Source organism: Nonomuraea sp. NPDC050790 (assembly GCF_044456745.1).
In the GTDB taxonomy this organism is placed as follows: domain Bacteria; phylum Actinomycetota; class Actinomycetes; order Streptosporangiales; family Streptosporangiaceae; genus Nonomuraea.
Genome location: NZ_JBITGF010000008.1, coordinates 178,267 through 204,971, shown reverse-complemented (window position 1 = coordinate 204,971; position 26,705 = coordinate 178,267). Strand labels below are relative to the sequence as shown.

General features: G+C 72.5%; 28 protein-coding genes. 12 read left to right on the top strand and 16 right to left on the bottom strand.

What is annotated here, in order from left to right; genetic code table 11:
* Position 1: 1 nt before the first annotated feature.
* The 5 genes from ACIBEJ_RS37165 to ACIBEJ_RS37145 are packed head-to-tail and all read right to left on the bottom strand — an operon-like array spanning position 2 to position 4,074.
* Positions 2 to 541 (bottom strand): TrmH family RNA methyltransferase, encoded by a 540-nt coding sequence (locus ACIBEJ_RS37165; protein ID WP_397187620.1) that lies wholly within the window; start codon positions 539 to 541, stop codon positions 2 to 4.
* Positions 538 to 1,128 carry a class I SAM-dependent methyltransferase gene (locus ACIBEJ_RS37160; protein ID WP_397187619.1) on the bottom strand — a complete coding sequence of 197 codons (591 nt, stop codon included), beginning with the start codon at positions 1,126 to 1,128 and terminating at the stop codon, positions 538 to 540. Before ACIBEJ_RS37160 ends, ACIBEJ_RS37165 begins: the two co-directional genes overlap by 4 nt.
* Positions 1,129 to 1,139: 11 nt before the next feature.
* Entirely contained in the window at positions 1,140 to 2,087 is a 948-nt protein-coding gene (locus ACIBEJ_RS37155) for a VWA domain-containing protein (protein WP_397187618.1), read from the bottom strand.
* Positions 2,084 to 3,046 carry a DUF58 domain-containing protein gene (locus tag ACIBEJ_RS37150; RefSeq protein ID WP_397187896.1) on the bottom strand — a complete coding sequence of 321 codons (963 nt, stop codon included), beginning with the start codon at positions 3,044 to 3,046 and terminating at the stop codon, positions 2,084 to 2,086. Before ACIBEJ_RS37150 ends, ACIBEJ_RS37155 begins: the two co-directional genes overlap by 4 nt.
* A gap of 26 nt (positions 3,047 to 3,072) precedes the next feature.
* Positions 3,073 to 4,074: an AAA family ATPase gene (locus ACIBEJ_RS37145; RefSeq protein ID WP_397187617.1), complete on the bottom strand. Its 1,002-nt coding sequence runs from the start codon at positions 4,072 to 4,074 to the stop codon at positions 3,073 to 3,075.
* Positions 4,075 to 4,155: 81 nt separating this feature from the next.
* Here ACIBEJ_RS37145 and ACIBEJ_RS37140 point away from each other — a divergent pair, with 81 nt between their 5' ends.
* Positions 4,156 to 4,905, top strand: coding sequence for a hypothetical protein (locus tag ACIBEJ_RS37140; RefSeq protein ID WP_397187616.1), 750 nt, complete (start codon positions 4,156 to 4,158; stop codon positions 4,903 to 4,905).
* Between the two features lie 45 nt (positions 4,906 to 4,950).
* Positions 4,951 to 5,805 carry a DUF2268 domain-containing protein gene (locus tag ACIBEJ_RS37135; RefSeq protein WP_397187615.1) on the top strand — a complete coding sequence of 285 codons (855 nt, stop codon included), beginning with the start codon at positions 4,951 to 4,953 and terminating at the stop codon, positions 5,803 to 5,805.
* Positions 5,806 to 5,809: 4 nt separating this feature from the next.
* Here ACIBEJ_RS37135 and ACIBEJ_RS37130 read toward each other — a convergent pair whose 3' ends face one another.
* Together ACIBEJ_RS37130 and ACIBEJ_RS37125 are read right to left on the bottom strand one after the other, a co-directional pair.
* Positions 5,810 to 6,448: a response regulator gene (locus tag ACIBEJ_RS37130; RefSeq protein ID WP_397187614.1), complete on the bottom strand. Its 639-nt coding sequence runs from the start codon at positions 6,446 to 6,448 to the stop codon at positions 5,810 to 5,812.
* The gene (locus ACIBEJ_RS37125) at positions 6,445 to 7,662 is read right to left on the bottom strand and encodes a sensor histidine kinase (protein ID WP_397187613.1); all 1,218 of its coding nucleotides are present in this window, start codon (positions 7,660 to 7,662) and stop codon (positions 6,445 to 6,447) included. Before ACIBEJ_RS37125 ends, ACIBEJ_RS37130 begins: the two co-directional genes overlap by 4 nt.
* Before the next feature lie 141 nt (positions 7,663 to 7,803).
* On the opposite strand from ACIBEJ_RS37125, the gene ACIBEJ_RS37120 reads away from it, so the two are divergent.
* The 3 genes from ACIBEJ_RS37120 (at position 7,804) to ACIBEJ_RS37110 (ending at position 10,083) form a co-directional block, all read left to right on the top strand.
* Positions 7,804 to 8,364: a ClpP family protease gene (locus ACIBEJ_RS37120; protein ID WP_397187612.1), complete on the top strand. Its 561-nt coding sequence runs from the start codon at positions 7,804 to 7,806 to the stop codon at positions 8,362 to 8,364.
* A 2-nt stretch (positions 8,365 to 8,366) separates the two neighbouring features.
* Entirely contained in the window at positions 8,367 to 8,981 is a 615-nt protein-coding gene (locus ACIBEJ_RS37115; protein WP_397187611.1) for an ATP-dependent Clp protease proteolytic subunit, read from the top strand.
* Between the two features lie 340 nt (positions 8,982 to 9,321).
* Positions 9,322 to 10,083: a TSUP family transporter gene (locus tag ACIBEJ_RS37110; protein ID WP_397187610.1), complete on the top strand. Its 762-nt coding sequence runs from the start codon at positions 9,322 to 9,324 to the stop codon at positions 10,081 to 10,083.
* A gap of 3 nt (positions 10,084 to 10,086) precedes the next feature.
* Here ACIBEJ_RS37110 and ACIBEJ_RS37105 read toward each other — a convergent pair whose 3' ends face one another.
* Both ACIBEJ_RS37105 and ACIBEJ_RS37100 read right to left on the bottom strand, forming a co-directional pair.
* Complete coding sequence (locus tag ACIBEJ_RS37105) at positions 10,087 to 11,289, bottom strand: tetratricopeptide repeat protein (protein ID WP_397187609.1); 1,203 nt, start codon at positions 11,287 to 11,289, stop codon at positions 10,087 to 10,089.
* Entirely contained in the window at positions 11,268 to 12,599 is a 1,332-nt protein-coding gene (locus tag ACIBEJ_RS37100; protein WP_397187608.1) for an AAA family ATPase, read from the bottom strand. The genes ACIBEJ_RS37105 and ACIBEJ_RS37100 overlap by 22 nt, the downstream gene beginning before the upstream one ends.
* Before the next feature lie 62 nt (positions 12,600 to 12,661).
* Here ACIBEJ_RS37100 and ACIBEJ_RS37095 point away from each other — a divergent pair, with 62 nt between their 5' ends.
* The 4 genes from ACIBEJ_RS37095 to ACIBEJ_RS37080 are packed head-to-tail and all read left to right on the top strand — an operon-like array spanning position 12,662 to position 15,237.
* Complete coding sequence (locus tag ACIBEJ_RS37095) at positions 12,662 to 13,636, top strand: helix-turn-helix transcriptional regulator (protein WP_397187607.1); 975 nt, start codon at positions 12,662 to 12,664, stop codon at positions 13,634 to 13,636.
* Positions 13,637 to 13,666: 30 nt separating this feature from the next.
* Entirely contained in the window at positions 13,667 to 14,296 is a 630-nt protein-coding gene (locus ACIBEJ_RS37090; protein WP_397187606.1) for a LysE family translocator, read from the top strand.
* Positions 14,293 to 15,021 (top strand): alpha/beta fold hydrolase, encoded by a 729-nt coding sequence (locus ACIBEJ_RS37085; RefSeq protein ID WP_397187605.1) that lies wholly within the window; start codon positions 14,293 to 14,295, stop codon positions 15,019 to 15,021. Before ACIBEJ_RS37090 ends, ACIBEJ_RS37085 begins: the two co-directional genes overlap by 4 nt.
* Before the next feature lie 3 nt (positions 15,022 to 15,024).
* Positions 15,025 to 15,237, top strand: a complete 213-nt coding sequence (locus tag ACIBEJ_RS37080) for a hypothetical protein (protein ID WP_397187604.1) — start codon at positions 15,025 to 15,027, stop codon at positions 15,235 to 15,237.
* A gap of 4 nt (positions 15,238 to 15,241) precedes the next feature.
* Here ACIBEJ_RS37080 and ACIBEJ_RS37075 read toward each other — a convergent pair whose 3' ends face one another.
* Genes ACIBEJ_RS37075 through ACIBEJ_RS37065 form a run of 3 tightly spaced genes read right to left on the bottom strand, consistent with a single transcriptional unit; the run spans position 15,242 to position 16,904 of the window.
* Positions 15,242 to 15,670 (bottom strand): SRPBCC domain-containing protein, encoded by a 429-nt coding sequence (locus ACIBEJ_RS37075; RefSeq protein ID WP_397187603.1) that lies wholly within the window; start codon positions 15,668 to 15,670, stop codon positions 15,242 to 15,244.
* The gene (locus tag ACIBEJ_RS37070) at positions 15,667 to 15,990 is read right to left on the bottom strand and encodes an ArsR/SmtB family transcription factor (RefSeq protein ID WP_397187602.1); all 324 of its coding nucleotides are present in this window, start codon (positions 15,988 to 15,990) and stop codon (positions 15,667 to 15,669) included. Before ACIBEJ_RS37070 ends, ACIBEJ_RS37075 begins: the two co-directional genes overlap by 4 nt.
* A 44-nt stretch (positions 15,991 to 16,034) precedes the next feature.
* A complete protein-coding gene (locus tag ACIBEJ_RS37065) occupies positions 16,035 to 16,904 on the bottom strand; it encodes a hypothetical protein (protein WP_397187601.1) in 870 nt (289 codons plus the stop codon).
* A gap of 110 nt (positions 16,905 to 17,014) precedes the next feature.
* On the opposite strand from ACIBEJ_RS37065, the gene ACIBEJ_RS37060 reads away from it, so the two are divergent.
* Positions 17,015 to 17,551 carry a CGNR zinc finger domain-containing protein gene (locus ACIBEJ_RS37060; RefSeq protein WP_397187600.1) on the top strand — a complete coding sequence of 179 codons (537 nt, stop codon included), beginning with the start codon at positions 17,015 to 17,017 and terminating at the stop codon, positions 17,549 to 17,551.
* Positions 17,552 to 17,608: 57 nt separating this feature from the next.
* Here ACIBEJ_RS37060 and ACIBEJ_RS37055 read toward each other — a convergent pair whose 3' ends face one another.
* From ACIBEJ_RS37055 to ACIBEJ_RS37045, 3 genes are all read right to left on the bottom strand, one after another.
* Positions 17,609 to 17,986, bottom strand: a complete 378-nt coding sequence (locus ACIBEJ_RS37055; RefSeq protein ID WP_397187599.1) for a hypothetical protein — start codon at positions 17,984 to 17,986, stop codon at positions 17,609 to 17,611.
* 739 nt (positions 17,987 to 18,725) lie between these two features.
* Complete coding sequence (locus ACIBEJ_RS37050) at positions 18,726 to 19,481, bottom strand: SDR family NAD(P)-dependent oxidoreductase (RefSeq protein WP_397187598.1); 756 nt, start codon at positions 19,479 to 19,481, stop codon at positions 18,726 to 18,728.
* A gap of 25 nt (positions 19,482 to 19,506) precedes the next feature.
* Positions 19,507 to 20,127 (bottom strand): hypothetical protein, encoded by a 621-nt coding sequence (locus ACIBEJ_RS37045; protein ID WP_397187597.1) that lies wholly within the window; start codon positions 20,125 to 20,127, stop codon positions 19,507 to 19,509.
* Positions 20,128 to 20,272: 145 nt separating this feature from the next.
* On the opposite strand from ACIBEJ_RS37045, the gene ACIBEJ_RS37040 reads away from it, so the two are divergent.
* Positions 20,273 to 22,522: a HelD family protein gene (locus ACIBEJ_RS37040; protein WP_397187596.1), complete on the top strand. Its 2,250-nt coding sequence runs from the start codon at positions 20,273 to 20,275 to the stop codon at positions 22,520 to 22,522.
* A gap of 323 nt (positions 22,523 to 22,845) precedes the next feature.
* Here the strand turns inward: ACIBEJ_RS37040 and ACIBEJ_RS37035 are convergent, their stop codons facing one another.
* Complete coding sequence (locus tag ACIBEJ_RS37035; protein WP_397187595.1) at positions 22,846 to 23,283, bottom strand: MarR family winged helix-turn-helix transcriptional regulator; 438 nt, start codon at positions 23,281 to 23,283, stop codon at positions 22,846 to 22,848.
* A gap of 103 nt (positions 23,284 to 23,386) precedes the next feature.
* Here ACIBEJ_RS37035 and ACIBEJ_RS37030 point away from each other — a divergent pair, with 103 nt between their 5' ends.
* On the top strand, positions 23,387 to 26,638 hold the full coding sequence (locus tag ACIBEJ_RS37030; protein WP_397187594.1) for an efflux RND transporter permease subunit: 3,252 nt from the start codon (positions 23,387 to 23,389) through the stop codon (positions 26,636 to 26,638).
* Positions 26,639 to 26,705: the final 67 nt, after the last annotated feature.

Here is a 26,705-nt window from a genome sequence, read left to right as displayed (position 1 = left end):
GTTACGAATCTGGCAGGGCCGCCCATTCCTGGCGGCGGGTCTCGGCCAGCGCCATCGCCGCGGCCACCGCGACGTTGAACGAGCCGACCCGGCCCACCTGCGGGATGTAGCAGGCGCCGTCGGCGGCGTCGAGCAGCGCGGGCGAGCAGCCGTGGTCCTCGCTGCCGACGACCAGGCAGACGTCGCGGCCGAGGTCGGCGCGGAAGATCGGCTGCGCGTCGGAGGTGAGCTCGATCGCCAGTACGGCGTAGCCGTCCTCGCGGGCCGCCTTGACCGCGTCGACCGCGGGCATGGGCTCGTGCCAGGTGACCAGGCGGTCGGTGCCGAGCGCGGTCTTGCCCGCCTTGGGATGGGTGGGCGGGGTCGCGTTGCCGGCCAGCCAGATGGTGTCGACGCCGAACGCGGCGGCGCTGCGGAAGATCGAGCCGACGTTGAACGGGCCGGTCACCGACTCGAGGATCAGCGCGACCCGGTTCTCGGTCCCGCGCCGCCAGGTGCGGTTGAGCCGCTTCACGTCCGTGGGGCGAAGCTGCCTTCTCATCGTGTCACCTTCAGGATTCGGTACGCGGCCCTGGACGCCTCGCGGGAGGCCTGCCAGCCCTGCTCGCCGAGCCAGCGCTGCAGGGAGTCGGAGCCGAGGTGTTTCTGGACGACCAGGTAGGCGACGCCGTCGGGGGTCAGCCGCGACAGCCACCTGGTGAGCATGGCGTGGAGCGCCGGTTTCCCGATCCGGATCGCCGGATTAGACCAGATAGCTCGAAATTTCACGTCTTCTGGTGCGTCGTCGACATGAATCGGTCTTACTTTGTAAAGGCGGGCGGCTTGGGCGTTGCGCTCGGTGAGCTCCAGCGAACGCCGGTTCACGTCGACCGCCCAGACGGTGGCCTCGGGCGCCCGCGCGGCCATCGTCAGCGCGATCGGCCCGTAGCCGCAGCCGAGGTCGAGCAGGTCGCCCTCCTGCGGCGGCGGCGGCACGTTCTCCAGCAGGATCTTCGTGCCGAGGTCGACCCGCTCGGGGGAGAACACGCCGCTGTCGGTCTCCAGCCGCAGGTGCAGGTCGGGCAGCACGAGACTGACCGAGCCCGGCTTGTGGCTCGTGTCAGGCCGCTCGGAGAAGTAGTGGGCCACGTGCTCAAACGTTACGGGATCCGGGCACCGAACCAGACCGAGGCGCCGGCCACCAGCGCCCCCAGCAGCACCGCGGCCACGATGAACCACTGGCTGATCTCCTGGTTGACGAGCTTGAAGCCCAGCGAGGTGCCGATCTGCTCGTAGACCTCGCGCAGCTCGCTGCCCGACTCGGCGGCGTAGGCGCGCCCGCTGGTGCCCTCCGACAGCGACTGGAGCGTCTGCTTGTTCACCGGGACGTTCACCTCCCGGCCGTCGATGGAGACGGTGCCTTCCTGCGTGCCGTACGCGATGGTGGAGACGGGCACGCGCCCGGCCGTCGCGGCCTCGATCGCCTCGGGCACCGAGCGGCCCGAGGTGTTGTCGCCGTCGGACAGCAGCACGATCGCCGACGGCGGCGGGTCGGTGGCTGCCTGTTGGTCGAAGGAGCGGATCGAGTCGAGCGCGTTGAAGACGGCCTCGCCGATCGCGGTGCCCGGCCGGGTGGTCAGGTTGCCGATGGCGGTGATGACGGCCTGGTGGTCGGTGGTGGGGGAGATGACCACGTTGGCCGATCGGGCGAAGGCGACCACGCCGACGTTGAAGCGCTCGGGCAGGTCGCGGGCGAAGGCCTGGGCGGCGGCCTTGGCGGCGCTGATGCGGTTGGGCTGGACGTCGTCGGCCTCCATCGACAGCGACACGTCCAGCGCGATGATGATCGTGGCCCGGTCGCGCGGCACCCGCACCTGGTCGGCGGGCCTGGCGGCGCCGATGACCAGCAGCGACATCATCACCAGGAACAGCGCGGGCGCCACGTGGCGGCGCCAGCCGGGTCCCTCGGGGACGACGAGGTTGAGCAGGGCCAGGTTGGTGAAGCGCACCGTGTAGCGGCGGCGCAGGAACATGGCCGCCACGTAGCCGCCGACCAGCGCCACCACCAGGGCGAACAGCCAAAGCCAGGCCGGGGACAGGAACGTCACGCGCCCCTCCGGTGTGCCAGGTGCGCCATCCTGCGGCGGCGGAGCACGAACTGGGCCACGTCGAAGACCCAGTCGCGGTCGGTACGCAGCACCAGGTGGGAGACCCCGGCCCGGCGCAGGGCGGCCCTGGTGCCCTCCCGTTGCAGCGCCGCCGCCTCCGCGTACGCCTGCCGTACCTTGGGTGAAAGGTGCACGTCGCGTACCTTCCCGCTCTCTGGATCGGCGAACGCGATTTGCCCGACATCGGGTAGTTCGAGCTCGCGGGGGTCGATCACCTCGACCGCCAGGACCTCGTGCCTGGCCGCAAGGCGGCGGATCGGGCGCTCCCAGGGGCGTTCGGCGTCCGGGTCGAGCGAGGGCTGCGCGTCGAGGAAGTCGGAGACCACCAGCCGCATGCCCCGCCGCCTGCGGGTGGCCGCCAGCACGTCGATGCCCTCGGCGAGGTCGGGCGCGTCCTGCCGGGGACCGCCGCGCGGCGCGTCCATCAGCGCGTGCAGCAGCCCGTACAGGGCGGGGCGGCCCGTGCGCGCGGGCAGCCGGTGGATGAACTCCTCGTGCAGCACCAGCGCGCCGAACCGGTCGCCCATCCGGCTGGACAGGAAGCCGATCGCGCCGATCGCGGCCACGACCAGGTCGCGCTTGTCGGTGTCGGCGGTGCCGAAGTCCATGCTGGCCGACAGGTCGGCCAGCGCCCACGTCTCCAGCTCGCGGTCGGCGATCAGGTCCCGCACGTGCGGGACCGTCGTGCGGGCCGTCACCGCCCAGTCCATCCGGCGCACGTCGTCCTCGCCGGGGACGTAGACTCGGCTGTCGCCGGCCTCGCTGCCGGGTCCGGGCAGCAGGCCCTGGTGCGCGCCGTGCAGCAGCCCGTCCAGGCGCCGGGTGACGGTCAGCTCCAGCCTGCGCAGCGCGTGCTCCGCGCCGCGCCCGCCCCGGGGTACGGCTCCCGCCTGCGTCATCGGCTCCGGTTCCGGGCCGCCCGCGCTCATCGGTTCTGGTTCCAGACCACCAGGGGCGGCGGCACGGCGTGCAGGATCTGCCTGACCACCTGTTCGGGGTCCACGCCGTCGGCCAGCGCGTCGAACGTCAGCATCAGCCGGTGCGCCATCACGTCCACGGCCACGTCGCGCACGTCGTCGGGCAGCAGGTAGTCGCGCCCGCGCAGCAGCGCCAGCGCCCTTCCCGCCGACACCAGGCCCAGGGTGGCGCGCGGGCTGACGCCGATCTCGATCATCTCGGCGAGGTCGGGCAGGCCGTACTCGGCGGGCGAGCGCGTGGTCATCACCAGGCGCACCACGTAGTCGGCGACGAGCTGGTGCACCGAGACCTGCTCGGCCTGCTCCTGCAGCGCCATCAGCGTGTCCGGGTCCAGGACGCGCTCGGCCACCGGCGGCGTGACGCTCATCCGGTGCAGGATCTCCAGTTCCTCGTGCGCGCTCGGATGCGGGACCCGCACGCGGAACAGGAAGCGGTCGCGCTGGACCTCGGGCAGCGGGTAGACGCCCTCGGACTCGATCGGGTTCTGGGTGGCCAGCACGATGAACGGCCTGGGCAGCGGGTGGGTGACGCCGGCCAGCGTGACCTGCCGCTCGGCCATGACCTCCAGCAGCGCCGACTGCACCTTGGCCGGGGCGCGGTTGATCTCGTCGGCGAGCAGGAAGTTGACGAAGACGGGGCCGAGCTCGACGTCGAACTTCTCGCTGGAGGGATGGAAGACGCGGGTGCCGACGATGTCGCTGGGCACCAGGTCGGGGGTGAACTGGATGCGGGCGAACGTGCCGCCGACCACCGTCGCCAGCGTCGCGGCGGCCAGGGTCTTGGCGACGCCGGGCACGCCTTCGAGCAGGCAGTGGCCGCGTGCCAGCAGGGCCACGACCAGGCGTTCCACCATGTGCTCCTGGCCCACGATGACGCGCCGGACCTCCTCCAGCGTCTTGCGGAGCACGGCAGGGTCGGTTCCGCTGGGCAGCTCTTCAGCGACGGTCATGGGTGCCATTTCACCAAACGTGCCGCGAACGCGCACGGAGGCACCCCCGGGCGGGGGGCTCGCCTGTGCTTTCATGAGTGGGTGGCCAGTCCGCTCCAGCCCGGTGATCCGCCCTCCCTGGGCCCCTTCACGGTGCAGGCGCGCCTGCACGTCATGGCCGCCGGGTTCGTCTACCTGGGTCAGGCCCAGGACGGGCGGGCGGTGTCGCTGGCCGTGCTGACCAAGGGCGCGGCCATGGACGCGGCGGCGCGCGACCGCTTCGTCACCGCCGTGCGCGAGTCGGCGCCCGGCGGGGTGCGCGGGTGGCTCGGGCGGGCCACGGGCCGGGCCGCGGTGCTCGACGGCTCGCCTCAGGTGCTGGCCATGGACGCCGGGGTGGCGCCGTGGGTGGCGGTGCCGTACCTGCCGGGACGGCCGGGCGCGGAGCGCTTCCTGGAGCCGGTGATGGTCGGCGGGACCCTGATCGGGCAGGCGCACGGGCCGGACTTCGTGCCGTACTGGCTGGGGGACCGGGCGCCGGCGCTGCCCGGACGGCCGGGCGCGCCCAGGCCGCTGACCGAGACCGCGCGACGGGTGCTGCTGGCGCTGGCCGTCCTGCTGGCGCTGTTGCTGGTGGGCGTGGTGATCGCGCTGGTGTTGCTGCTGGGCAGGCAGGAGAGCGATCCGCTGCCGCGCCCGCTGCCGCCGACGGTCCAGGTGCCGACGCCGCCGCCGACCCCGCTCACGCCGGAGCCGCAGCAACCCACGCCGTCGCCGTCGCCGAGCCAGAGCGGCAGCGGCACCCCCGGGCCGACGCCCGGCGACGAGTCGGGCGAGGGCGACCCCATCTGAAACCGGTTTGACCCTCCCGTAACGGGAGACTTTAGGGTCGCCGGCATGAAGTTCCTCGTTCACGACAACCTTGACGCGATGGCGGCGATCCTGCGTGCCCCGCTGCCCGAGCGCCCCGACCTGCTGCGCGAGATGCTTGAGCCGATCCGCGCGATCATCCCCTTCCCCGGCGACATCGTCGACATCCATCAGCAGGGCGGCGGGTTCCGCGTCGACGCCGAGGACCCGCGCTACCTGCCCGCCGTCGAGCGGCTGGTCTCCATCGACCTCAAGGGCCGCATCGAGAAGGAGCTGGAACGCGCGAGCGCGGGCCTTTCCCACCTCAAGCAGCCCGACCTGGTCCGCGTCATGTTCGTCCTCGGCAACCCCGACAACGACCACCTCATGACCACCGCCCGAGGCTACTACGGCATGGGCGGCACCCCTGGCTGGCTCTACCTGCTGGCCTGGCCCACCGACGAGAACGTGGAGCGCATCGCCCACTGCGCCGTCCACGAGCTGCACCACCAGATCCGCTACCACAACGTCGAGTGGAACCCGGCCACCGTCACGGTCGGCGAGCACATCGTGGCCGAGGGGCTGGCCGAGGCGTTCGTGCGGGAGCTGTCCGGCCCGCAGGCGATGGGCCCCTGGTCGGCGATGGTGAGCGGCGAGCCCCTGGAGGACGCCTACCGCAAGATCATGGCCGACATCGACCTCCAGGGCATGCAGAACACCCCCGCGTACGTGCTGGGCGACACCGCGACCGCCAAGTTCGGCGGCGAGCCGCGCGGCATCCCCGACATGGCCGGGTACGCGGTGGGGCTGCGCCTGGTCGAGGCACACCTGGCCGCCACCGGCATGAGCGCCGCCGAGAGCTCGGGCCTGCCCGCCGCCGAGATCCTGCGCGCCAGCAGGTGACGCCTCAGGACGGGCCGACGAACCCCGACTCGTAGGCGGCGATGACGGCCTGGGTGCGGTCTCGGGCGCCGAGCTTGGCCAGCACGTTGCCGACGTGCGTCTTGACGGTCTCGGCGCTCACCGCCAGCTCGGCGGCGATCTCGCCGTTGGACAGCCCCTTGGCCATCAGCCGCAGCACGTCGCCCTCGCGCCCGGTCAGCCGGTCGATGCCCGGCACCGGCACCCGCGGGCGGCTGACGGCCAGACCCCTGATCGCCGCGGGGAACAGCAGCGACTCGCCCCTGGCCACCGTCCTGACCGCGCTCACCAGTTCCTCCGGCCTGGTCCGCTTGAGCAGGAACCCGGCCGCGCCGGCGCGCAGCGCGTCGTAGACGTGATCGTCGTTCTCGAACGTGGTCACCACCAGCACCTTCGGCGGCTCCTCCATCGCCACCAGCCGCCGGGTGGCCTGGATGCCGTCCACGGCGGGCATGCGCACGTCCATGAGCACGACGTCGGGCCGCTCGCGGCGCACCACCGCGACCACCTCGGCGCCGTCGGCCGCCTCGCCGACGACGCTGAGATCCGGCTCGGAGCCGAGGATGATCCGCAGGCCCGCGCGGATGAGGTCCTCGTCGTCGGCGATCACGATCCTGACGGTCATGGGCTCGACCGTAGCGGGAGCCGGGCCGACACCCGCCAGCCGCCCTCGGCCGGCCCTGCCTCCAGCTCGCCGCGCAGCAGCCGGACGCGCTCGCGCATCCCGGTCACGCCCCTTCCCCCGCCGCCCGCCTCCCGGGCCGCCGCGGGGTTGCTGACCTCGAGTCTCAGGTCGTCTCCCTGTACGGCTGCCGCCAGCCGTACCGGACCCTGCCCGTGCTTGATGGCGTTGGTGAGCGCTTCCTGCACGATGCGGTACGCCTCACGCGAGACCACCGCCGGCACCCCGCTCAGATCGCCCACCTCCGCACGCACGTCGGCGCCCGAGGCGCGCACCAGCGCGTCGAGATCGTCCAGCGTGGCCTGCGGTGTGGCCTTTGTCTCCGGCGTGGCCTGTGGCGCGGTGCCGTCCGGACCTTCGCGCAGGACGCCGAGCACGTGGTCGAGGTCCTCGAGCGCCGAGCGCGCGGAGCGCTCGATGGCGGCCAGCGCGGCGCGGGCGGTGCCGGGGTCGCGCTCCAGGACGCGTCCCGCGGCGGCGGCCTGGAGGGTGACGACGCTGAGCGCGTGGCCGACGGAGTCGTGCAGCTCACGGGCCAGCCGGTTGCGCTCGGCCAGGACGCGGGCGTGCTCCTCGACGGCGGCCAGCCGTTCGGCGGGGGTGGGGCCGAGCAGCACGGGAGCGAGCCTGGCCAGCAGCGCCCCCGCGCCCGCGACCCCGAAGACCAGCCCGACCAGGAGCGCCAGCCCGGCCAGCGTCCAGGGCAGCGCGCTCCAGCCGGGGCGCACGTCGTAGACGAGCCAGGAGCTGCCCCGCCAGGCCAGCGGCAGCGTCCACAGCGTGAACGGCACGATCGCCAGCGTGAGACCGCTCATGATCCCGCCGACACCCAGGTGGAGGGTGAACCACGCGGCGGTACGGCGCCGCTCCTGCCAGCTACGGCGGGCCTGGCGCGGCGGGGTGTCGACGTGCACGCCGAGCAGCCCCTGCGCCGCGTTGACCTCCAGCCCGCGCACCGGCAGGAACAACCCGGTCAGCGCCACGACCGGCAGCACCGCCGCGAACACGCCCAGCTCGACGGGGACCATCAGGTCGGACATCCGCCCGCCCGTGCCGCCGAGCACGCCGGACATCAGCACCCCGGCCATCATGTACGGCATCAGCAGAGCGCCGCCGAGCACCAGGCAGGCCCACCGCCTGGCGAGGTTCTTTCTCACAGCCCGCATTCTATGTCGATAAAAATTCGCGCACGGCATAATACGCCTTTGGAGAAATCCCCCGTGAGCGAAAAGAAAGCGGAATTCACGCCCCCCGGGTCTACCGTCGGAGGTAATTGCACTTCGACGGAAAGGCAGGTCATGACGGAGACGAAGCAGTGGCCGGAGCAGTTGGGCCAGCGTTTGCTGAAGGAGCGCATCCTCGTTCTCGGCCAGGAGGTCGACGACGACATTTGCAATCGGCTCTGTGGTGAGCTGCTTTTGCTCGCGGCCGAGGACCCGAAGCGCGACGTGACCCTTTACATCAATTCACCGGGCGGTTCCGTGTCCGCCGGCATGGCGCTGTACGACATGATGCAGTTCGTGCCCTGCGACGTGGCCACGGTCGCGATGGGCTTCGCCGCCTCGATGGGGCAGCTCCTGCTGTGCGGCGGCGCGCCGGGCAAGCGGTACGCGCTGCCCAACGCCAGGATCGTCATGCACCAGCCGCTCGGCGGCATCGGCGGCTCGGCCGCCGACATCCAGATCCAGGCCGAGAACCTGCTGTACACCAAGCGGCGCATGGCCGAGATCATCGCCTTCCACACCGGGCAGCCGCTGGAGCGCATCAAGGAGGACTCCGACCGCGACCGCTGGTTCACCGCGCAGGAGGCCTTGGAGTACGGCTTCGTGGACCACATCACCGCGAGCGGGGTGAACTGACCATGAGCGGACGCTACGTCCTGCCCTCCTTCACCGAGCGCACCAGCTACGGCGTGAAGGAGATGACGCCCTACAACAAGCTGTTCGAGGACCGGATCGTCTTCATCGGCACGCCGATCGACGACACCAGCGCCAACGACGTGATGGCCCAGTTGCTGACGCTGGAGTCGATCGACCCCGACCAGGACATCCAGCTCTACATCAACTCGCCGGGCGGCTCCTTCACCGCCATGACCGCCATCTACGACACCATGCAGTACGTGCGGCCGCAGATCCAGACCGTCTGCATCGGCGAGGCGTCCTCGGCCGCCGCCGTCCTGCTGGCGGCCGGTTCGCCGGGCAAGCGGGCGGCGCTGCCGCACTCCCGGGTACTGCTGCACCAGCCGGCCACCGAGGGCGGGCGCGGGCAGTCCAGCGACCTGGAGATCCACGCCAGGGAGATCCTGCGCATGCGCGACCAGCAGGAGCAGATCCTGGCCCGGCACACCGGTCGCGGCGAACTGGAGATCAGGCGCGACATCGAACGCGACCGCATCTTCACCGCCGAACAGGCCCGCTCCTACGGCCTGATCGACGACGTCTTCGCCAGCCGCAAGCGCATGCTCCTGCCCCGCTGACCCGACCACCCACACCCGGGAGCACGTCCCGCGAGCTCAACCGGTTGCCCGACAGCTCGCGCCCCGGGGCACACCCCGCGCGCCCAACCGGCACTCGCGCCTGGGGGCGAACGCTGGGTGCTCAACCGACCGCTCGCGCCCGGGGGCGAACCCCAGGTGCTCAACCGACCGCTCGCACCTGGGGGCGAACCCCAGGTGCTCAACCGACCGCTCGCGCCGCGGGGCGAACCTCGGGTGCTCAACGGCCACCCGTGCCCGGGGGTGCACCCCCGGGTGTGGGTGGGTTTGGGTGGGGTTTGTAGCCTCTTTGCGGTTTGTCGGGCCGTGACGGGGGAGTGGCGTGTCGCTGGAACAGATCGTCGTGCTGCTCGTGGCCGCCGCCGGGGCCGGGTGGGTGGACGCGGTCGTGGGCGGCGGTGGGCTGCTGCAACTGCCGGCGCTCATGGTGGCCGGCATCCCGCCGGTGCAGGCCATGGCCACCAACAAGCTGTCGTCGGTCTTCGGCACCACCACCGCGGCCATCACGTACGTGCGCTCGACCAAGCTGGACCGCCAGGTCGCCGTCCCGGCCGGGGCGCTGGCGGTGCTGAGCTCCGGGCTCGGGGCCATGGCCGCGGTGGCGATCAGCGCCGAGGTGCTGCGGCCGGTCGTGATGGTGGTGCTGCTGGGCGTGGCGGCGTTCGTCACGCTGCGCCCGGCCATGGGACAGGTGCCCAAGCCGCACCTGCGCACCAACGCCCGTGTCGTCGCGGCCGTGCTGGTCGGCGGCGTGGGCATCGCCTTCTACGACGGCATCATGGGGCCCGGGACCGGCACCTTCCTCATCATCGCCTTCACCACCATCCTCGGCCTCGACTTCGTCAACGCCAGCGCCACCGCGAAGATCATCAACATCGGGACCAACGTGGGCGCGCTGGTCGTCTTCGGCGCGCAGGGGCACGTGCTGTGGGCGCTGGGGCTCGGGATGGCGGTGTGCAACGTCGCGGGCGCGCGCCTGGGGGCCGCGATGGCGCTCAGGCGGGGCGCCGCGTTCGTCCGCGTCGTGCTGCTGATCGTGGTGGCCGCGATGGTCACCCGGCTGGCCTGGCAGCAGTTCGGGTGACGGCTAGCGTGTGACCAGGCGGCGTACTCCGGCGGCGATCCAGATCGTGGCCAGCGCCGCGTACGCCCCGGCCAGGCCGAGCGTCTGCCCGGACGGCAGCGCCGCCGAGGTCACCACGGCGGCGGCCAGCAGGGCGGCCCAGCCGTACAGGATGGCCCGGCCGGCGCGGGCGGAGGTGTGGGCGGCCTCCTGCAGCGGCGTGACCAGCGCCATGACCGCGACGCCCGCCATCCCCAGGGGCGCGTGGCCGAGCGCGAGGCCGGCCGCCAGCGTCGCCAGGCCCGCCGCGGCCAGCGCCCAGGTCAGCGCGGCGGTGCGGGCCTCGGTGGCCGTCAGCAGCAGGCGGGTGCGGGCGCCCAGGTGCAGGCGGAGCGTCGCCCACGCCTCGGCCAGCCACGCCGCCCAGTGCAGCAGCGCGATGACGACGAACACAAGGATGATCGGCGGCACCGCGGGCAGTAGGAAGAGCAGGCGCCAGCCGCCGCGGTAGCGCTCGCGCACGCGGGCCAGCGCCCGGTGCAGCGGGTTGCGCCGCTTGAGCGCGAGCACGAGCAGGTCGCGCGCCTCGTCGAAGCCGGGAGCCAGGCGCAGCACCTCGCGGAAGGCGGCCGCGGCGCGCGCGGGGTCGCCGTGGGCCAGTTCGGCGCGGCCCAGCGCCAGGTGGGCGCCGGCGTGCTCGGGGTCGAGCGCGAGGGCGCCTTCCGCCGCCTCGCGCGCTTCCTGCCATCGGCCGAGCCCGGTGAGGGCGTGGGCGAGCAGGGCGGCGGGGTCGGCGTCCTCGGGGTCCAGGGCCAGGGCGTGGCGGGCCGAGGCGGCGGACTCCTCGTACCGTCCGGCGCTCAGTTGCACCTTGCCCAGCAGCTCCCACAGCGGCGGCCACTCCGGGTTGAGCGCGAGGGCGGTCCTGATCGGCGGCAGCGCCTCCTGGAGGCGGCGGGCACGGTAGTGGACCTGACCGGCCATGTAGTGCGGCAACCAGGTGTCGGGCGCGAGCCTGATCGCCTCCGCGGCGGCGCCCGCCGCCTCCTCCCACCGGTCCTGGTAGCTGAGCGCGAGGGCGAGGAAGGCGTGGGCGACCGAGTTGCCGGGGTCCTGGGCGAGGACCCCGTGCAGTTCCTTGGCGGCCTCGGGGGCGCGGCGCAGGTCGAGCAGGGCGCGGGCGCGCTGGAGGCCCTCCTGGGCGCTCACCGCTTGCGGTTGATCCACGGCAGGAGCTCGTCCCACGCGCCGGAGTCGTTGGCGTGCATGACGTAGTTGCGCGCGGTGGCCAGCCATTCGAGCACCGAGCTCGGCCGCTGCGACTTGGTGAGGGCAAGCAGGTCGCGGGTGGTCAGCGGGACCGGGCGACCGGCGGCGATGGACTCGCGCAGCTTGTCCTCCACGGCCCGGTCGACCAGGCCCTTGAGGTCGGCGCCCACGTAGTCGGCGGTGGCCTTGGCCACGGCCTCGAAGTCCATCTCGGCCAGCGGCTTGTCGCGGCACAGGATGCGCAGGATCGCCGCCCGCGCCGCGAGGTCCGGCGGCGGCACGAAGACGAGCTGGTCGAAGCGGCCGGGACGGCGGAAGGCCACGTCGATGTACCACGGCGCGTTGGTGGCCGCCAGCACGAGCACGCCCTCGTTGGCCTTGTCGTCGACGCCGTCCAGCTCGGCCAGGAACTGGTTGACCACCTGGCGGTTGTGCGCCTGGCGCATGTCGGAGCGGCGCGCGGCCAGGGCGTCCACCTCGTCGAAGAACAGCACGCACGGCGCGCTGCGGCGGGCGGCGTCGAAGATGTCGCGCAGGTTGCGCTCGCTCTGGCCGACGTACATGTCGAGGACGTCGGCCAGGCCCACGCTCACGAACGCGGCGCCGAGCTCGCCCGCCGCGGCCCTGGCCAGGTGGGTCTTGCCGCCGCCCGGCGGGCCGTAGAGCAGCACCCCGCCGCCGGCGCGCTTGCCGAAGGCGGCGAACAGCTCCGGCTGCTGGGTCGGCAGCAGCAGCTTGACCCGCAGCGCCTCCTTCACGCCCTCCATCCCGGCCACGTCGTCGAAGGTGACCGAGGAGCGCCTGGCCGCCACCTCCTCCTCGTACGGCTCCGCGGGCCCGTCCACCGGCTGAGGCTCGGCCTTCACCGGGGCGGCCAGGCGTGCGGCCAGGTCGGCGTCGGCGGCGCCCGGCTCGCGCATCACCGCCTCGTGGTAACGGAACCCGGCCTGCGCGAGGTCGCCCTCGCCGAGCAGCGCGCGGGCCGCGATCACGCCCATGCGCGGCGGGTACCCCGGCTGGGCCAGGAAGGGCTCCAGGGCCGACATCGCCGCGCCGTACGCGCCCTGCCGGGCGAACGCCTCGGCCAGTCCGGCGGTGATGCCGGGGTCACGCGGCGCGAGCACCAGCGCCGCGCGGTACTCGCCCTCGGCCTCGGCGAGATACCCCTGGGCCAGGAGCAGGTCGGCCAGATGCCGGCGCAGGGGCAGGTTGTCGGGGGACAGGCGCGCCGCCTCGCGCAACGCCTGCAGGCCGCTGTCGTCGACCACGATGAGGGCATCCCTTCTGTCCGGCTGAATGCGGCAAGAAACCTATCGCGTAGGGTGCTGGCATGCGCGCCAGCCGCCTGCTCTCCCTGCTCCTGCTGCTCCAGACCAGGGGCAGGATGACGGCGGGCGAGCTGGCCGAGGAGCTGGAGGTGTCGGTCAGGACCGTCTACCGCGACGTCGACGCGCTGTCGGCGGCGGGCGTCCCGGTCTACGCCGACCGCGGCCCGGCGGGCGGCTACCAGTTGCTCGACGGCTACCGCACCCGGCTCAACGGACTGACCGCCGAGGAGGCGTCCTCGCTGTTCCTGGCGGGCCTGCCGGGGCCGGCGGCGGAGCTGGGGCTGTCGGAGGTCGTGGCCAACGCCGAGCTGAAGCTGCTCGCGGCGCTGCCGCCCGAGCCGCGCTCGCAGGCGTCGCGGATGCGCGAGCGGTTCCTGCTTGACGTGCCCGGCTGGTACCGGGGCGCCGACGACGTGCCGTTTTTGAGCGAGGTGGCCGGGGCGGTCTGGGAGCAGCGGTCGATCCTGATGACCTACCGGCGCTGGGGTCAGCAGGTGGTCGAGCGCCTCGTGCACCCGTACGGGCTGGTGCTGAAGGGCGGCTCCTGGTATCTGGTGGCGGCTCCGGCGGCGGGCGGCGACCCGCGTACCTACCGGGTCTCGCGCATCCTGACCGCCGAGCCCGGCGGGCACACCTTCGAGCGGCCCGGCGACTTCGAGCTGGGCGGCTTCTGGCGGGCGTACGCGCAGGAGTTCCGCGAGCGCATGTACACGGCCGAAGCGGTGATCAGGACGGCGCCCGGCACCGAGAAGCTGCTGGCCTACACCATGGGCGAGGAGGTGGTCGGCGGCGCGCTGGCCCAGGCGGGCGAGCCGGACGCCGAGGGGTGGCGCACGCTGACCGTGCCGATCGAGTCGATCACCCATGCCCGCTGGCTGCTGCTGCGCATGGGCGCGGGCGTGGAGGTGATCGGCCCGCCGGAGCTGCGCGAGCTGATGGCCGAGGCGGTCGCCGAGCTCGGAAAAATCTACGGCTGATCCGTCCCGGCACGTGACAACATGTCCGCCATGTATCTACTCGCGTTCATCGGCGCGTGCGTCCTGGTGGCGATGGTCCCCGGGGTCAGCACCGCGATCATCCTGCGCCAGACGCTGCGCGCGGGCCGGGGCTCCGGCATGGCCGCCACCCTCGGCAACGAGACCGGCATCTTCCTGTGGGCCATGGCCGCCGCCTTCGGCCTGTCGGCCCTGCTGCTGGCCTCCCAGCTCGCCTACGACGTGATGCGCGTGGCCGGGGCCTGCTTCCTGCTGTACATGGGCGCGCAGTCGCTGTGGCAGGCCGGAAAGCGCCGCAGGAGCCCCGCCGCGGCCGAGCTCGCCGAGCCCGTGGCCGTGGACGGCTGGCGCCGGTCGTTCCTGGCCGGGTTCGGCACCTGCCTGGCCAACCCCAAGGCCGCGGTGTTCGCCATGTCGTTCCTGCCGCAGTTCGTGCCGCAGGGCCAGAACGTGCCGCTCACGCTCGTCGCCCTCGCCGTCATCTGGGTGCTCGTCGACACGCTCTGGTTCGGCCTGGTCGTCTGGACGGTCGCGCGCGCCAAGGACCTGCTGTCGCGTCCGTCCGTGCGCCGCCGCCTGGAGCAGATCTCCGGCGTCGTGCTCATCGGGCTCGGCGTACGCCTGATCCTGGACGCGCGATGACGATCTGGTACGGCACGGCCGGATCCGGTGACCCGCTCCTGCTCCTGCACGCCGGGGTGGCCGACTCCCGCATGTGGGAGCCCCAGCTCCCGGCGCTGAGCGAGCGGTTCCAGGTTATCTATCCGGACTTCCGTGGCTTCGGCCGTACGCCCTATGAGTCGGCGGAGCCGTTCAGCACCTGCGGTGACGTCGCGGCGGTGCTGGAGGAGGCCGGACACGAGCGCGCGGCGATCGTCGCCTCCTCCTACGGCTGCCGCATCGCCCTCCAGCTCGCCCACCAGGGCCGCGCCACCCGCCTCGTGCTGCTCAACCCGGGCTCCGACCTGCCCAAGACCGACGACGTGAAGGCGTTCGGCGCCGAAGAGGACCGGCTGCTGGAACGGGGTGACATCCAGGCCGCCGCCGAGCTGAACGCCCGCACCTGGCTCGGCCCCGAGGCCGGCGACGAGGCGCACGCCCTGGTGACGCGGATGCAGGCGGACGCGTTCTCGCTGCAGCTCGGCCGCGAGGTCGACGAGTTCGAGCCGGACTTCACGCTCGCCGGCATCGGCGTGCCCGCGCTGGTGGTCGGCGGCGCCCACGACCTGCTCCACTTCCGGCAGAGCGCCCGCCACCTGGCTGAGAACCTGCCGGACGCCGGCCTCGTCGAGCTCGGCTGGGCCGGTCATCTGCCGTCCCTGGAGCGTCCGGAGGAGATCACCGCGCTGTTGCTGGACTACCTTTAGTTCATGACGAACGACCTGGCAGCCCTGGTACGGCAGGCACAGGACGAGGACCCCCTGCGGGCCCTTCAGGCCACGACCGCGCTGCGGCGCGAGATCGAGCGCATGGAGGCGGTGCAGGTCCGCCGGGCGCGCGTCGCGGGCCTGCCCTGGGCGACGATCGCCGACGCGATCGGGGTCAGCAAGCAGGCCGTGCACAAGAAGTACGGCAGACGCTGACCCCTCACCGGCCGAGGAACTCGGCGTACCACCGCAGGCCGATGTTCCAGGAGTACCCGCGCCGGATGCGCCCCGCCACGTCGGGCGGCAGCGTGTCCAGGCCGCGGTGCACCAGCACCACCTCGGTGCCGCCCGCCACGCCCCGGAACTCCACCTCGATCTCCATCGACCCGTCGTTGAGCAGGTCGGCCCACACCAGGCGGCGCGGCGGCTCCCAGGTGAGGATCCGCCCGGTGTCGACGTGCCCGCCGTCCTTCCACACCTCGCGCAGGTAGCCGCCCTCGAACCTGATGCCCGCCGCCTTCTCCGCGTTCACCCAGCTGTACGGCCCGCGCACGTACCACGCGTCGATCTCGTCGGTGAACACCCGGAACGCGGTGACGGGATCGGCGGCCACGGTCACGCTCGCGGTCACCGAGTCGGTGCCGCTCACCGCCCGCGCTCCACGTGCTCCTTGAACGAGCCGAGCTGCTCGGCCCAGAACGCCTGCACCTGGTCCAGCCAGGCCTGCAGCGCGGTGAAGGGCTCGGGGCGCAGGGAGTACAGGCGCAGGCGGGCGTCGGCCTCGCCGGTCTCGGCCCGCACGAGGCCCCCGGCGCGCAGCACGCGCAGGTGCCGGCTGAGCGCGGGCGCGCTCATCTGGACCGCCTCGGCCAGTTCCCCGGCCGGTCGTGGTCCGTCGCGGAGCAGGTCGACGACCTTGCGCCGGGTCGGGTCGGCGAGCGCTGCCAGCGTGGCGTCCAGGTCGTTCACTGTCCTCAGCCCTTAACGGTTAACGTCTGAGGCAACCATATCCCTCACTCGGGGGCCTGGACGGTGGCGATGCCCAGGGTGCTGGTCATGGGCAGGACCCCGGCCCCGAAGACGGCTCCGAGGACGGGGCCGTTCAGCTCGGCCAGACGCTGGGCGCGTGCCTCGCCGAGAGCGCGCCAGGGGGCGGCGGCCAGGTCGTCGGTCATACGTTCGACCTGGTCGCGCAGGGCGCGTCCGGCGTCGGTGGCCAGCCCGTCCGCGCCGACCAGGCCGCGGCCGCGCAGGCGCTCCTCGGCGGCCTGCCACTCCTCCCGGCTCCAGCCGCGCCCGGCGAAGTTCTCGACCGGCGCGGCGCCGATGGCGGCGAAGGACACGAGCGCCTCGCAGCCGTCCAGCCCGGCCGCCTGGAGCGCGACGAGGTGGCCGTCGCCGCGGTGCTCGCGCAGGATGGTGGCCGCCTGCCAGAGCGCCAGGTGCGGTTCGCCGGGCCAGGGCCGGTCGAGGTTGGCGGCGGCCAGCGGGCGTCCCGGCGTGGTGACGGCCTCCGCGGCGGCCCGTGCCAGCTCGGCGGCCTCGGCCAGTCCGGGTGAGGTCAGATGCTCGCCCAGCCAGTCGCGGTAGAGCCGGTCCACGGCCTCCAGCCGGGCGGCCAGCACGTCCTCGGGGGAGGCGACCGCCCAGATGCCGGGCACGTGCTCGGCGACCATGGCCGGGCTGAAGCTGTAGTACGTGGCGCCGACCAGGTGCGGACCGGCCGCGCCGAGCGGGGCGGTGCGCCAGGCGAAGTAGCTGGGCCAGCGCGACTCGACGTCGTAGCCGAGCTTGGCGGCCCGCTCGAAGGCCTGCGGGGCGAAGTAGACGGCGGCGTGGACGGGTTCGAGCTGGTGCCACATGCTGCGGGCAAGCCTGGACATGAGGGGTCCTCTCACTGTCTAATCTAGGTATGGCAGTGACGATAGACGCCTGGCGGATCACTGGTCAATCCCAAATAGACAGTTATGTCGGGCGGTGGGCGGAGTTGGCCGTGGTGCTGGTGAACACGCTGGCGGTGGAGCGGGCGCTGGGCCGTACCCGGGAACCGCCGCGGACGGCGTCTGAGCGCGAGGCCGCCCTCGACCCCGCCCTGACGGACTGGCGCACCCGCACTGTGGACGCGGGCGGCGCCGGCGGCGGCCCGCTCGACACCGCCCGCCTGGCCGAGGCGGCCGTGGCCCTGCGCGCCGTGTTCCAGGACGGGCCGGACGCGGGCGTGGCCGAGCTCAACGACCTCCTGGTACGGCACGCCGCCGTCCCCAACCTCCACGGCGAACCGCCCGTCCTGGCCTTCCACCCCCCGGGCGCCGACCTGGCCGGCGCGATGACCGCCGACGCGGGGACGGCGCTGGCCATGGTCATCGGCGTGGGCCAGGGGGAGCGGCTGTCGGCATGCGAGGCGGCCGGGTGCGATCTGGTCTTCTTCGACGTGACCCGCAACGCCTCGCGCCGCTTCTGCGGCCTGCCCTGCCAGAACCGCGCCAAGGCCGCGGCCTACCGAGCCCGCCGCACCACCCGCACCCCCTGACCCCGCCCACTAGCCCCGCCGTGCGGCCGTGAAGCCCTCGCCCGGCCGTACCAGCCGCTACGGGGTTTGACGCCGTCGGGCTTTGATCCGCATGACCACCTGCCTGACGCGGACGAAAGCACGGCGAGGCGCCCGCGTCCTGGCGGTGAGGAAATCGAGCAGCCTGTCTTTGGCCCGGCTGCGCCACACAGCACCGGCGAGGAGCGCCCCCACGAGGAGGAGAGCAGCAGGAAGACGTGCGGCTTTCCCCGGCACGAGCGCCAGGGCCTCATCGAGCCGGGCCGCGCACCGGCGGGCACGTTCACGGTCCCGGTGAACGGCGAGGGAAGCGTAGAGGGCGAGCTTACGCGACGCCCAGGGAGCGAGTTCGCCGAACTCGTTGATGAACAGCCCCACGCAGATGACTCCGATGAGGGACCCGAGGAAGGCGTCCATCGGCCGCCGCCTTCGGGCGGCGCGCGGACACCGTGGGAGGCGGTGGGTTCGACAGCACCGCGCCGCCGGCGAATCGTCTTCGCCGGCGGCGGCGACGGGAGCGCTGTCTCACAAGCGTGGTCGGGCTGAGCACCGGGGCGCGTCGTACCCGCGCCAGGGTCAGCAGCGTGCGGACCCACGCCAGGATCGCCCAGAGCAAGAGGTGGGCGGACCTGTTCGCGTCGTGCGGGGACGCGGCCGGTCCCGGCACTCGCATGGGCTGCTCGGCCATCTGCGCGTGGATTCCGGGCGCCGCTGCCACGGCCTGGTCCGCGCGGCGGTTGATCCTGCCAGCCGCCCGCGTCGTCCGCACGCCCGCGCGAAGGTGCTCAGGAGGAGGGCCTTCGGGTATGTGCTCCAGGGTCAGTAGCCGCCGGAGCACCCTGAGCACGTCCTCCCTTCCGGTGAAGTCCGGGTCGCGGCCGGGGACGGCCGTCTTCGCGACGGCGTGCGCGCTCCTGCGCTGTCGCCTGTTCAGACGGATCGTCAGTCGTGGCAACCGGTCTTGCCCGGCACCCGCGAACTCGAAGAATCCAGGACGCGCTCTCCGGTTGGTGGCTGAGCATGGATCTTGCGCGGTCTCGGAGTGTCCGGCCATGAGACAAGCCTAGATTTCGTGCCTCATGATCGTGCGGAACAGTGACAGGTCCGCGCCGTTCCTGGTCCCCATGCCGCCGGTCCCGCGTCCTGTGTGCTGGGGTCAGTGGACGGAGAAGCCGCCGTCGACGAAGAGTTGCTGGCCGGTGACGAAGGCGGAGGCCGCGGAGGCGAGGAAGACGGCGGCGCCGGCGAAGTCGGCGGGCAGGCCGTTGCGGCCGACCATGTGGCGGGCGGCCAGTTCCTCGGTGCGGCCGGGGATGGACTGGGCGGGCTCGGTGAGCGGGGTCAGCACGAAGCCGGGGATGATCGTGTTCACGCACACGCCGTGGCGTGACCACGCCTCGGCCTGGGAGCGGGTGAGGCCGGCGATGGCCGCCTTGGCGGCGCCGTACACACCGCTGTCGCCGAAGGCGCTGATGGTCTGCTGCGAGCCGACGTTGATGATGCGGCCCCAGCCGCGCGCGGCCATCCGGGGGCCGTGGTGCTGGCCCAGCAGGTAGGGGGCGGTGAGGTTGAGGGCGATGGTCTGCGCGTAGTCGTCGTCGGTGAGCTCGGCCATGGGCTTGCGGATGTTGTTGGCGGCGTCGTTGACGAGGATGTCGATCTCGCCGCCCTCCTCGGCGACCCGGTCGAGGTCGGCCCGGTCGCCGAGGTCGGCGCTGATCCACGAGGCCTTGACGCCGTGCGCGGCCAGCCGGTCGGCGGCCCGGCGCAGTTCGGGCCGCCGGCGCGCGACGATGACCACCTCGGCGCCGGCGCGGCCGATGGCCTCGGCCATGGCGTAGCCGATGCCGGAGCTGCCGCCGGTGACGAGGGCGCGCCGGCCGGCCAGGGAGAACAGTTCGGTCAGGTACACGGCCTCGAAGCTAGCAGCGCCGCGGTCACTCGCCTTCGGGCAGGCGCTTCTTGACGGCGAAGTCGGGCGGCATGATGCCGGGCAGCGTCTTGAAGTGGCCGGGCAGGGGCACGGGTCCGGCTTCGGGGCGGGTGAGGTCGGTGACCTGCTGGGCGGTCGCGCTGTCGCCCTCGACCGTGGCGGTGACGTGGACGGTGTCGCCGTTCTTGACGCCGCTGATGCCCTCGCGACCGGCGTTGACACGGGTGGTGTCGGTGACGGCGTACTCGCGGGAGAAGCCGTCCTCGCTCTTGACGGTGATGCTGTCGGCGTCGGCGGCGGTGACCTCGCCGGTGTGGGTGGCGATGGTCTGGTAGCCGCCGCCGGCCTTGGGCACGACGACCTCGCTGCGGATGCCGCCCATGGCCCTGAGCCGGGCGCGCTTGGGCGGTTCGGCGGGGGCGGTCGCGCTCGGGGGCACCGCCGTGGGCGCCTCGGACGGCGGCGGGGTCTCGGTGGGCGCGGCGGTCTCGCTGGGGGCGGGGGTGGGCGAGGCGCTGGCCGCGGTGGCCACGCCCGCACCACCGGCGGTGGTGATCACCAGTGCGGCGACGGCGCCGATGATGAGCTTGCGCGGGATCACGCGGACAGGGTCTATGTCGGTCATGGCATGCCTCCTCGATCTACCGGGGAGTCAATGCCGCACGCCGTAAAACGGTCGTAAGACACAAAAACCGCGTGCGAGAGCACGCGGTGCTAAGCTGGAGAATCGGCCGACGGCTACACATCTCCAATTAGGAGTATACCACGCGATGCCCAATCGTCAAAGTGCTCTGGCTGAGGCGATCGAGTCCGAGCAGGTCAAGGTCTCGATGTTGTACGGCAGGCTCGACCTCGCCCGCGAGCGGGCCGAACGCGCGCTTCGCGAGGCGCACGGCGGCGGCGGGGCGGGGCTGACCGCGCGGATGCTGGTCGAACGCGAGGTGACGGCGGGCGAGCGGGCCGGCCGCCTGGCCCGGCTCCACGCGGTCGAGCGCGGCCTGTGCTTCGGCCGCATCGACGAGCCCGACGGCCACACGATCTACGTCGGCCGCATCGGCCTGCGCGACGACGAGCACGAGTCCGTCCTCATCGACTGGCGCGCGCCGGCCGCGCGGCCCTTCTACGTCGCCACCCCGGCCGACCCCGCGGGCCTGGTACGGCGCCGCCACCTGCACACCCGAGGGCGCACGGTGGTGGGCCTGGACGACGAGGTGTTCGACCTGGCCGGGATGAGCGAGCACGACCGGCGCCACCTGGTGGGCGAGGCGGCGCTGCTGGCGGCGCTGCGCCGCGGGCGCACGGGGCGGATGACCGACGTGGTGGCCACCATCCAGACCGAGCAGGACCGGGTGATCAGGGCCGGGCTCCAGGGGGCGCTGGTGGTCCAGGGCGGCCCCGGCACGGGCAAGACGGTCGCGGCCCTGCACCGGGCGGCGTACCTGCTCTACACCCACCGCGAGGCCCTCGACCGGCGCGGCGTGCTCGTCGTGGGACCCAACCCGATGTTCCTGCGCTACATCGGCCAGGTGCTGCCCGCGCTGGGGGAGACGCAGGTGGTGATGGCGACGGTGGGCGAGCTGTTCCCGGGCGTGCGGGCCGTGGCCCAGGACCCGGCGCCGGCCGCGGTGGTCAAGGGCGACGCGCGGATGGCCGCCTTCGTCGCGGCGGCGGTGCGCGACCGCCAGCGCGTGCCCGACGGCGACATGGAGGTCCCCTACGACGGCCTGACCCTCAGGGTGGCCCACGACACCTGCGCCGAACTGCGGCGGCGGGCCCGCGCGGTACGCCTGCCGCACAACATGGCCCGCAAGCTGTTCGTCACCGAACTCCTCAAGGAACTGGTGGCCGCCGAGGCCCGCGCCCTGGAGGCGGCGCTGCGCATCGAGGACCTGGACGACCCCGAGTACGCCCCGCTGGAGCTGGACCGCGACCTCGACGAGACCGACCTCAGGCTGGGCTCGGAGCGCCTGTGGACCGACGAGGAGGTACGCCACGCCGTCGACGAGCTGTGGCCGGACCTGACCGCGCAGCGCCTGATCGCCGAGACGCTCGCCGACCCGGAGGCGCTGGCCAGAACCGTGCCCGACGGGCTCGACCGGCAGGCACTGCTGCGGCCGGTGGACGCCGGCTGGACGGTCGGCGACGTCCCGCTGCTGGACGAGGCGGCCGAGCTCCTGGGCGAGGACGACTCGGCCCGTCGCGCGGCGGCCAGGGAGGGCGAGCGCGGGCGCGCGGAGGAGGAGTTGTTCGCGCGCGAGGTGGTCGAACTGACCGGGATCGGACACCTGATGGAGGGCGGCGGGCTGGCCGAGCGCCACCACGACGACGGCCCGTGGCACAGCCTGTCCGAGCGGGCCGCCGCCGACCGCACGTGGGCGTACGGGCACGTGATCGTGGACGAGGCGCAGGAGCTGTCGGCGATGGCCTGGCGGCTGGTCATGCGCAGGGTTCCGGCCCGGTCGCTGACCGTGGTGGGGGACGTGGCCCAGACCGGCTCGGCGGCCGGGGCGCGGACGTGGGCCGGGATGCTCGACCCCTACCTGGAGGGGCGGTGGCGGGAGGAGCGGCTGCTGGTCAACTACCGGACGCCGGTGGAGATCATGCGGCTGGCCGCGGACGTGCTGCGCGAGATCGACCCCGGTCACGAGCCGCCGGAGTCGGTGCGGGAGGGCGGTGCGGAGCCTCGTGCGGTGGCGGGTGGTCCTGAGGTGCTGCCCGATCTGGTGGCGGGGGAAGTGGCGGCGATCGGGGAGGGGCGGGTGGGGGTGGTGGTCTCGGACGCGTTGCACCCGCGGGTGGCGGCGTTGTTCCCGGGCGGCGACGACCTCGACGCGCCGGTGGCGGTGCTGACGGTGACGCGGGCCAAGGGGCTGGAGTTCGACGCTGTCGTGGTGGTAGATCCTGCGGGGATGGGCGGGCGGGACCTGTACGTGGCGGTGACCCGGGCGACCCGGCGGCTGACCGTGGTGCACGAGGGCCCGCTGCCCAGGTCGCTGGCCCGCTTGGAATCTACAACGTAAAGGCGCTCGGTTCATGGCGACCACGCGGATCACCTTCACCAACCCAGGCGCCAAGGGGATGAGCGCGCCTTACCAGGAGAACGAGCCGCAGGACACACACCCGACCGGGCGTGGCGTGGCGCGCCGGTCCGGGGGGCACACGACCGCAGGGCACCCGGCTGGGCGCAGCGTGCGACCGGACACCCCCGATCGGGCGTGGCGCGCGGTCCGGGGCACGCGACTCGGGGCGCGAGGGAGCCGGGACACGGGCGAGCCGGCCGCGAGACTCGGGGCGCGCTAGCCGGGTGAGCGGGTGTGGCCGTCGTGGGTTGAGGGGTGCCCGGTCAGAGGCAGCGGGCCACTTCGTGGATCTTCTCGGTGACCTCGGCCAGCGTCTTGAGGGTGTCGAGGTCGAGGCGTTCCATGATGCGGCGGAAGTGGCCCTGGCCCGTGTCGTTGATCTGCTCCACCAGTTCGTCGCCCGCCTCGGTCAGCCGGATGCGGCGTACCCGCCGGTCGTGCGGGTCCTCGTAGCGGCTGACCAGGCCGTGGGCGACGAGGCGGTCGACGATGCCGGTGACCGTACCCAGGCCGACGCCGAGATTGTGGGCGAGGTCCTGACCGGAGGCGGAGCCGTGGAAGGAGACGATCATGACGACCTTGAGCTGGCGCAGCGTCAGGTTGCTGTCGAAGAGCGGTGATCGGTCCTGGGCGAAGAACCGTGCCAGGTCACGTTGAGTATCGGTGATCCGGCGGATCAGTTCGGCGCGTTCGTCGTCCACTCTCACCCCTTGCTTCCTGAGAAGGTTATCAGGAAGTCCATAGGTCGTTAAATATTCGCGCAAGGCGAAGTGTTAGTCTGGGGCGAACTCTGAAGGGACCCCCATGACCGCTTTCGCCAGGTTGAGCCTGGTCAACCGCAGCCTTGTGATCTTGGTCGCGATCGTCCTCACCGCGTTTGGCGCGTTCACGATTCCGCAGTTGAAGCAGCAGTTGCTGCCCTCTTTGGCCTTCCCCGGCGCGTTCGTGGTCGCTCCTTACCCGGGAGCCTCGCCGGAGATCGTGGAGGACCAGGTCACCAAGCCGATCGAGGACTCCTTCAAGGGCATCGAAGGCATGGAGCAGATCACCTCCACCTCGAAGGAGGGCCTGGCGCAGATCCAGGTGGCCTTCGCCTTCGGCACCGACATCGAGTCGTCGCTCAACAAGATGCAGACGGCGGTCAGCCGCATCCAGCCGCAATTGCCGGACAACGTCGAGCCGCAGGTCGTTGCGGGCAACACCGACGACATCCCGGTGATGGTGCTGTCGGTGGGCGATGGCGGCGACTCGCGCGCGATGGCCGAGAAGCTGCGCACGATCATGGTGCCGGAGTTGCAGTCGGTCGAGGGGGTACGCGAGGCGTCGGTCACCGGCACCCGCGACGAGGTGGTCACGATCACGCCCGACGCCAAGAAGATGGCCAAGGCGGGCGTGACGGCGGCGCAGATCCCCGAGGTGCTGAAGGCGAACGGCACGCCGATCCCGGCCGGTTCGCTGACCGAGGCAGGCAAGTCGCTGTCGGTGCAGGTGGGCGCGAGGGTCGACTCGCTGAACAAGCTCAAGGACCTTTACCTGACCCCGGCCCAGCCGCAGCAGCAGGCCCAGCCGCAGAACCCGGCCCAGGCCCGCCCGCAGGGCCAGCCGCAGGGTCAGCCCCAGGCACAGCCGCAGGGCCGCCCGCAGACCGGCCAAATTCCGGCGCAGACGATCCCGACGCCCAAGCCGCTCAAGCCGGTCAAGCTCGGCGACGTGGCCACGGTCGAGCGCGGCCTGGCCGAGGCGAGCACGATCACCCGCACCGACGGCCACACCAGCCTGGGCGTGTCGGTGACGATGTCGCCCGACGGCAACGCCGTGACGATCTCCAACGAGATCCGCGACAGGCTGCCCGAGCTGACCAAGTCGCTGGGCGACTCCTCCGACACCGCGGTCGAGGTGGTCTTCGACCAGGCGCCGTACGTCCAGGAGTCGATCAAGAGCCTCACCACCGAGGGCCTGCTGGGCCTGGCCTTCGCCGTACTGGTGATCCTGGTCTTCCTGCTGTCGGTGCGCTCGACGCTGGTGACCGCGGTCTCGATCCCGCTGTCGGTGGTCATCGCGCTGATCGCGCTGTGGGCGGGCGACTACTCGCTCAACATGCTGACGCTCGGCGCGCTCACGATCGCGGTCGGTCGCGTGGTCGACGACTCGATCGTGGTGCTGGAGAACATCAAACGCCATCTCGGGTACGGCGAGGCCAAACTCCAGGCCATCCTGACCGCGGTGCGCGAGGTGTCAGGGGCGGTCACGGCCTCGACGTTGACCACGGTGGCGGTGTTCGCGCCGATCGCGGTCGTGGGCGGCATGGTCGGCGAGCTGTTCGGCCCGTTCTCGGTCACGGTGGCCGTGGCGCTCCTGGCCTCGCTGGTGGTGTCGCTGACCGTGGTGCCGGTCCTGGCGTACTGGTTCCTGAAGACGCCGAAGCTGACCCCTGAGCAGGCGCGCGCGTACCGGGAGAAGGCCGAGGCGAAGGAACTGCGCAGCCCGCTGCAGCGGATGTACCTGCCGGTGCTGCGGTTCGCGACCCGCTTCCGGGTGGTCACGCTGCTCATCGGCGTGGCGGTGTTCGTGGGCACGATGGGCCTGGCGGGCCAGTTGCAGACGAACTTCCTGGACTCCTCGGGGCAGAACACGATCTCGATCAGCCAGAAGATGCCGGTCGGGACCGACCTGAAGACCACCGACGCGGCGGCCAAGAAGGTGGAGGACGCGCTGACCGGGCTGGACGGCGTGGAGTCCTACCAGGTCAACGTGGGTGGCGGCAACCAGATGCAGGGTGGCGTCGGCGGTGGCGCCGACCGGGCCTCGTACTCGGTGACGCTGAAGGAGGACGTTGACACGGTCGCGGTCGAGCAGCGCATCCGCGAGCGGCTTGAGGGGCTGGGCGGCGTCGGCGAGGTGAAGGTCGGCGCGCAGAGCGGCGGGTTCGCCTCCGACTCGATCGACGTGATCGTCCAGGCGCCGGAGGCGGAGTCGCTGCGGACGGCGTCCGAGGCGGTCAAGACGGCCATGGCCGACGTGCCGGGGCTGCAGGACGTCTCCTCGAACCTGGAGGCCAGCGCGCCGCGCATCGAGGTGCGGGTCGACCGGGAGAAGGCGGCCGAGAAGGGCCTGTCGGAGGCCCAGGTGGGCCAGGCGGTGGCGCAGGCGTTCCGCGGCGCGCCGCTGGGCGAGGTCACGCTGGACGGCCGCTCCTCCGACCTGGTGCTGCGCGGCGGCGACGCGCCCGCCGACGTCGAGGAGATCGAGAAGCTGAAGCTGCCGACCGCGGCGGGCCTGGTGAAGCTGTCGTCGGTGGCCGAGGTGGAGGAGGTCGCGGGTCCGACGCAGGTCTCGCGCATCGATGGCGAGCGGTCGGCGACGATCTCGGCCAAGGCGGCCGGCAGCGACCTGGGCAGTGTGACGCAGGCGCTGACGACGAAGCTGGACGGCGTTGCCCTGGGCGCGGGCGCCTCCTACACCATCGGCGGCGTCTCGGCCGACCAGGCGGAGGCGTTCTCGGACCTGGGCATCGCGATGCTGGCCGCGATCGCGATCGTCTTCATGATCATGGTGGCGACGTTCCGTTCGTTCGTCCAGCCGCTGATCCTGTTGGTGTCGATCCCGTTCGCGGCGACGGGCGCGATCGGCCTGCTGGTGGCCACGGACACGGCGCTGGGCGTGCCGGCGTTGATCGGCATGCTGATGCTGATCGGCATCGTGGTCACGAACGCGATCGTGCTGATCGACCTGATCAACCAGTACCGCGATCAGGGGATGGGCATCGTGGAGGCGGTCGTCGAGGGCGGCCGGCGCAGGCTGCGGCCGATCCTGATGACGGCCGTGGCGACGATCTGCGCGCTGACGCCGATGGCGCTGGGCGTGACCGGATCGGGCGGTTTCATCTCGCAGCCGCTGGCGATCGTGGTCATCGGCGGCCTGATCTCCTCGACGCTGCTGACGCTGGTCCTGGTGCCGACCCTCTACACGATGGTCGAGCGGACGAAGGACCGGCTGCGCCGTAAGCCCGCGGCCGAGGTGGGGGAGGAGCCGAAGGTCATGGCCTCGGCGCCCTGATCTCGGGCGTGTGAGCGCGCTGCGGCGGGCGGGCGTGGTGCCCCGTCCGCCGCGGCGGCGATTTCCG

Excerpts from the sequence above, each read along its gene's own strand:
- ACIBEJ_RS37165 (WP_397187620.1), bottom strand. The coding sequence starts at position 541 with ATGAGAAGGCAGCTTCGCCCCACGGACGTGAAGCGGCTCAACCGCACC.
- ACIBEJ_RS37150 (WP_397187896.1), bottom strand. The coding sequence starts at position 3,046 with ATGACGCAGGCGGGAGCCGTACCCCGGGGCGGGCGCGGCGCGGAGCAC.
- ACIBEJ_RS37145 (WP_397187617.1), bottom strand. The coding sequence starts at position 4,074 with ATGACCGTCGCTGAAGAGCTGCCCAGCGGAACCGACCCTGCCGTGCTC.
- ACIBEJ_RS37135 (WP_397187615.1), top strand. The coding sequence starts at position 4,951 with ATGAAGTTCCTCGTTCACGACAACCTTGACGCGATGGCGGCGATCCTG.
- ACIBEJ_RS37130 (WP_397187614.1), bottom strand. The coding sequence starts at position 6,448 with ATGACCGTCAGGATCGTGATCGCCGACGACGAGGACCTCATCCGCGCG.
- ACIBEJ_RS37120 (WP_397187612.1), top strand. The coding sequence starts at position 7,804 with ATGACGGAGACGAAGCAGTGGCCGGAGCAGTTGGGCCAGCGTTTGCTG.
- ACIBEJ_RS37115 (WP_397187611.1), top strand. The coding sequence starts at position 8,367 with ATGAGCGGACGCTACGTCCTGCCCTCCTTCACCGAGCGCACCAGCTAC.
- ACIBEJ_RS37095 (WP_397187607.1), top strand. The coding sequence starts at position 12,662 with ATGCGCGCCAGCCGCCTGCTCTCCCTGCTCCTGCTGCTCCAGACCAGG.
- ACIBEJ_RS37090 (WP_397187606.1), top strand. The coding sequence starts at position 13,667 with ATGTATCTACTCGCGTTCATCGGCGCGTGCGTCCTGGTGGCGATGGTC.
- ACIBEJ_RS37085 (WP_397187605.1), top strand. The coding sequence starts at position 14,293 with ATGACGATCTGGTACGGCACGGCCGGATCCGGTGACCCGCTCCTGCTC.
- ACIBEJ_RS37080 (WP_397187604.1), top strand. The coding sequence starts at position 15,025 with ATGACGAACGACCTGGCAGCCCTGGTACGGCAGGCACAGGACGAGGAC.
- ACIBEJ_RS37065 (WP_397187601.1), bottom strand. The coding sequence starts at position 16,904 with ATGTCCAGGCTTGCCCGCAGCATGTGGCACCAGCTCGAACCCGTCCAC.
- ACIBEJ_RS37055 (WP_397187599.1), bottom strand. The coding sequence starts at position 17,986 with ATGGACGCCTTCCTCGGGTCCCTCATCGGAGTCATCTGCGTGGGGCTG.
- ACIBEJ_RS37045 (WP_397187597.1), bottom strand. The coding sequence starts at position 20,127 with ATGACCGACATAGACCCTGTCCGCGTGATCCCGCGCAAGCTCATCATC.
- ACIBEJ_RS37040 (WP_397187596.1), top strand. The coding sequence starts at position 20,273 with ATGCCCAATCGTCAAAGTGCTCTGGCTGAGGCGATCGAGTCCGAGCAG.
- ACIBEJ_RS37030 (WP_397187594.1), top strand. The coding sequence starts at position 23,387 with ATGACCGCTTTCGCCAGGTTGAGCCTGGTCAACCGCAGCCTTGTGATC.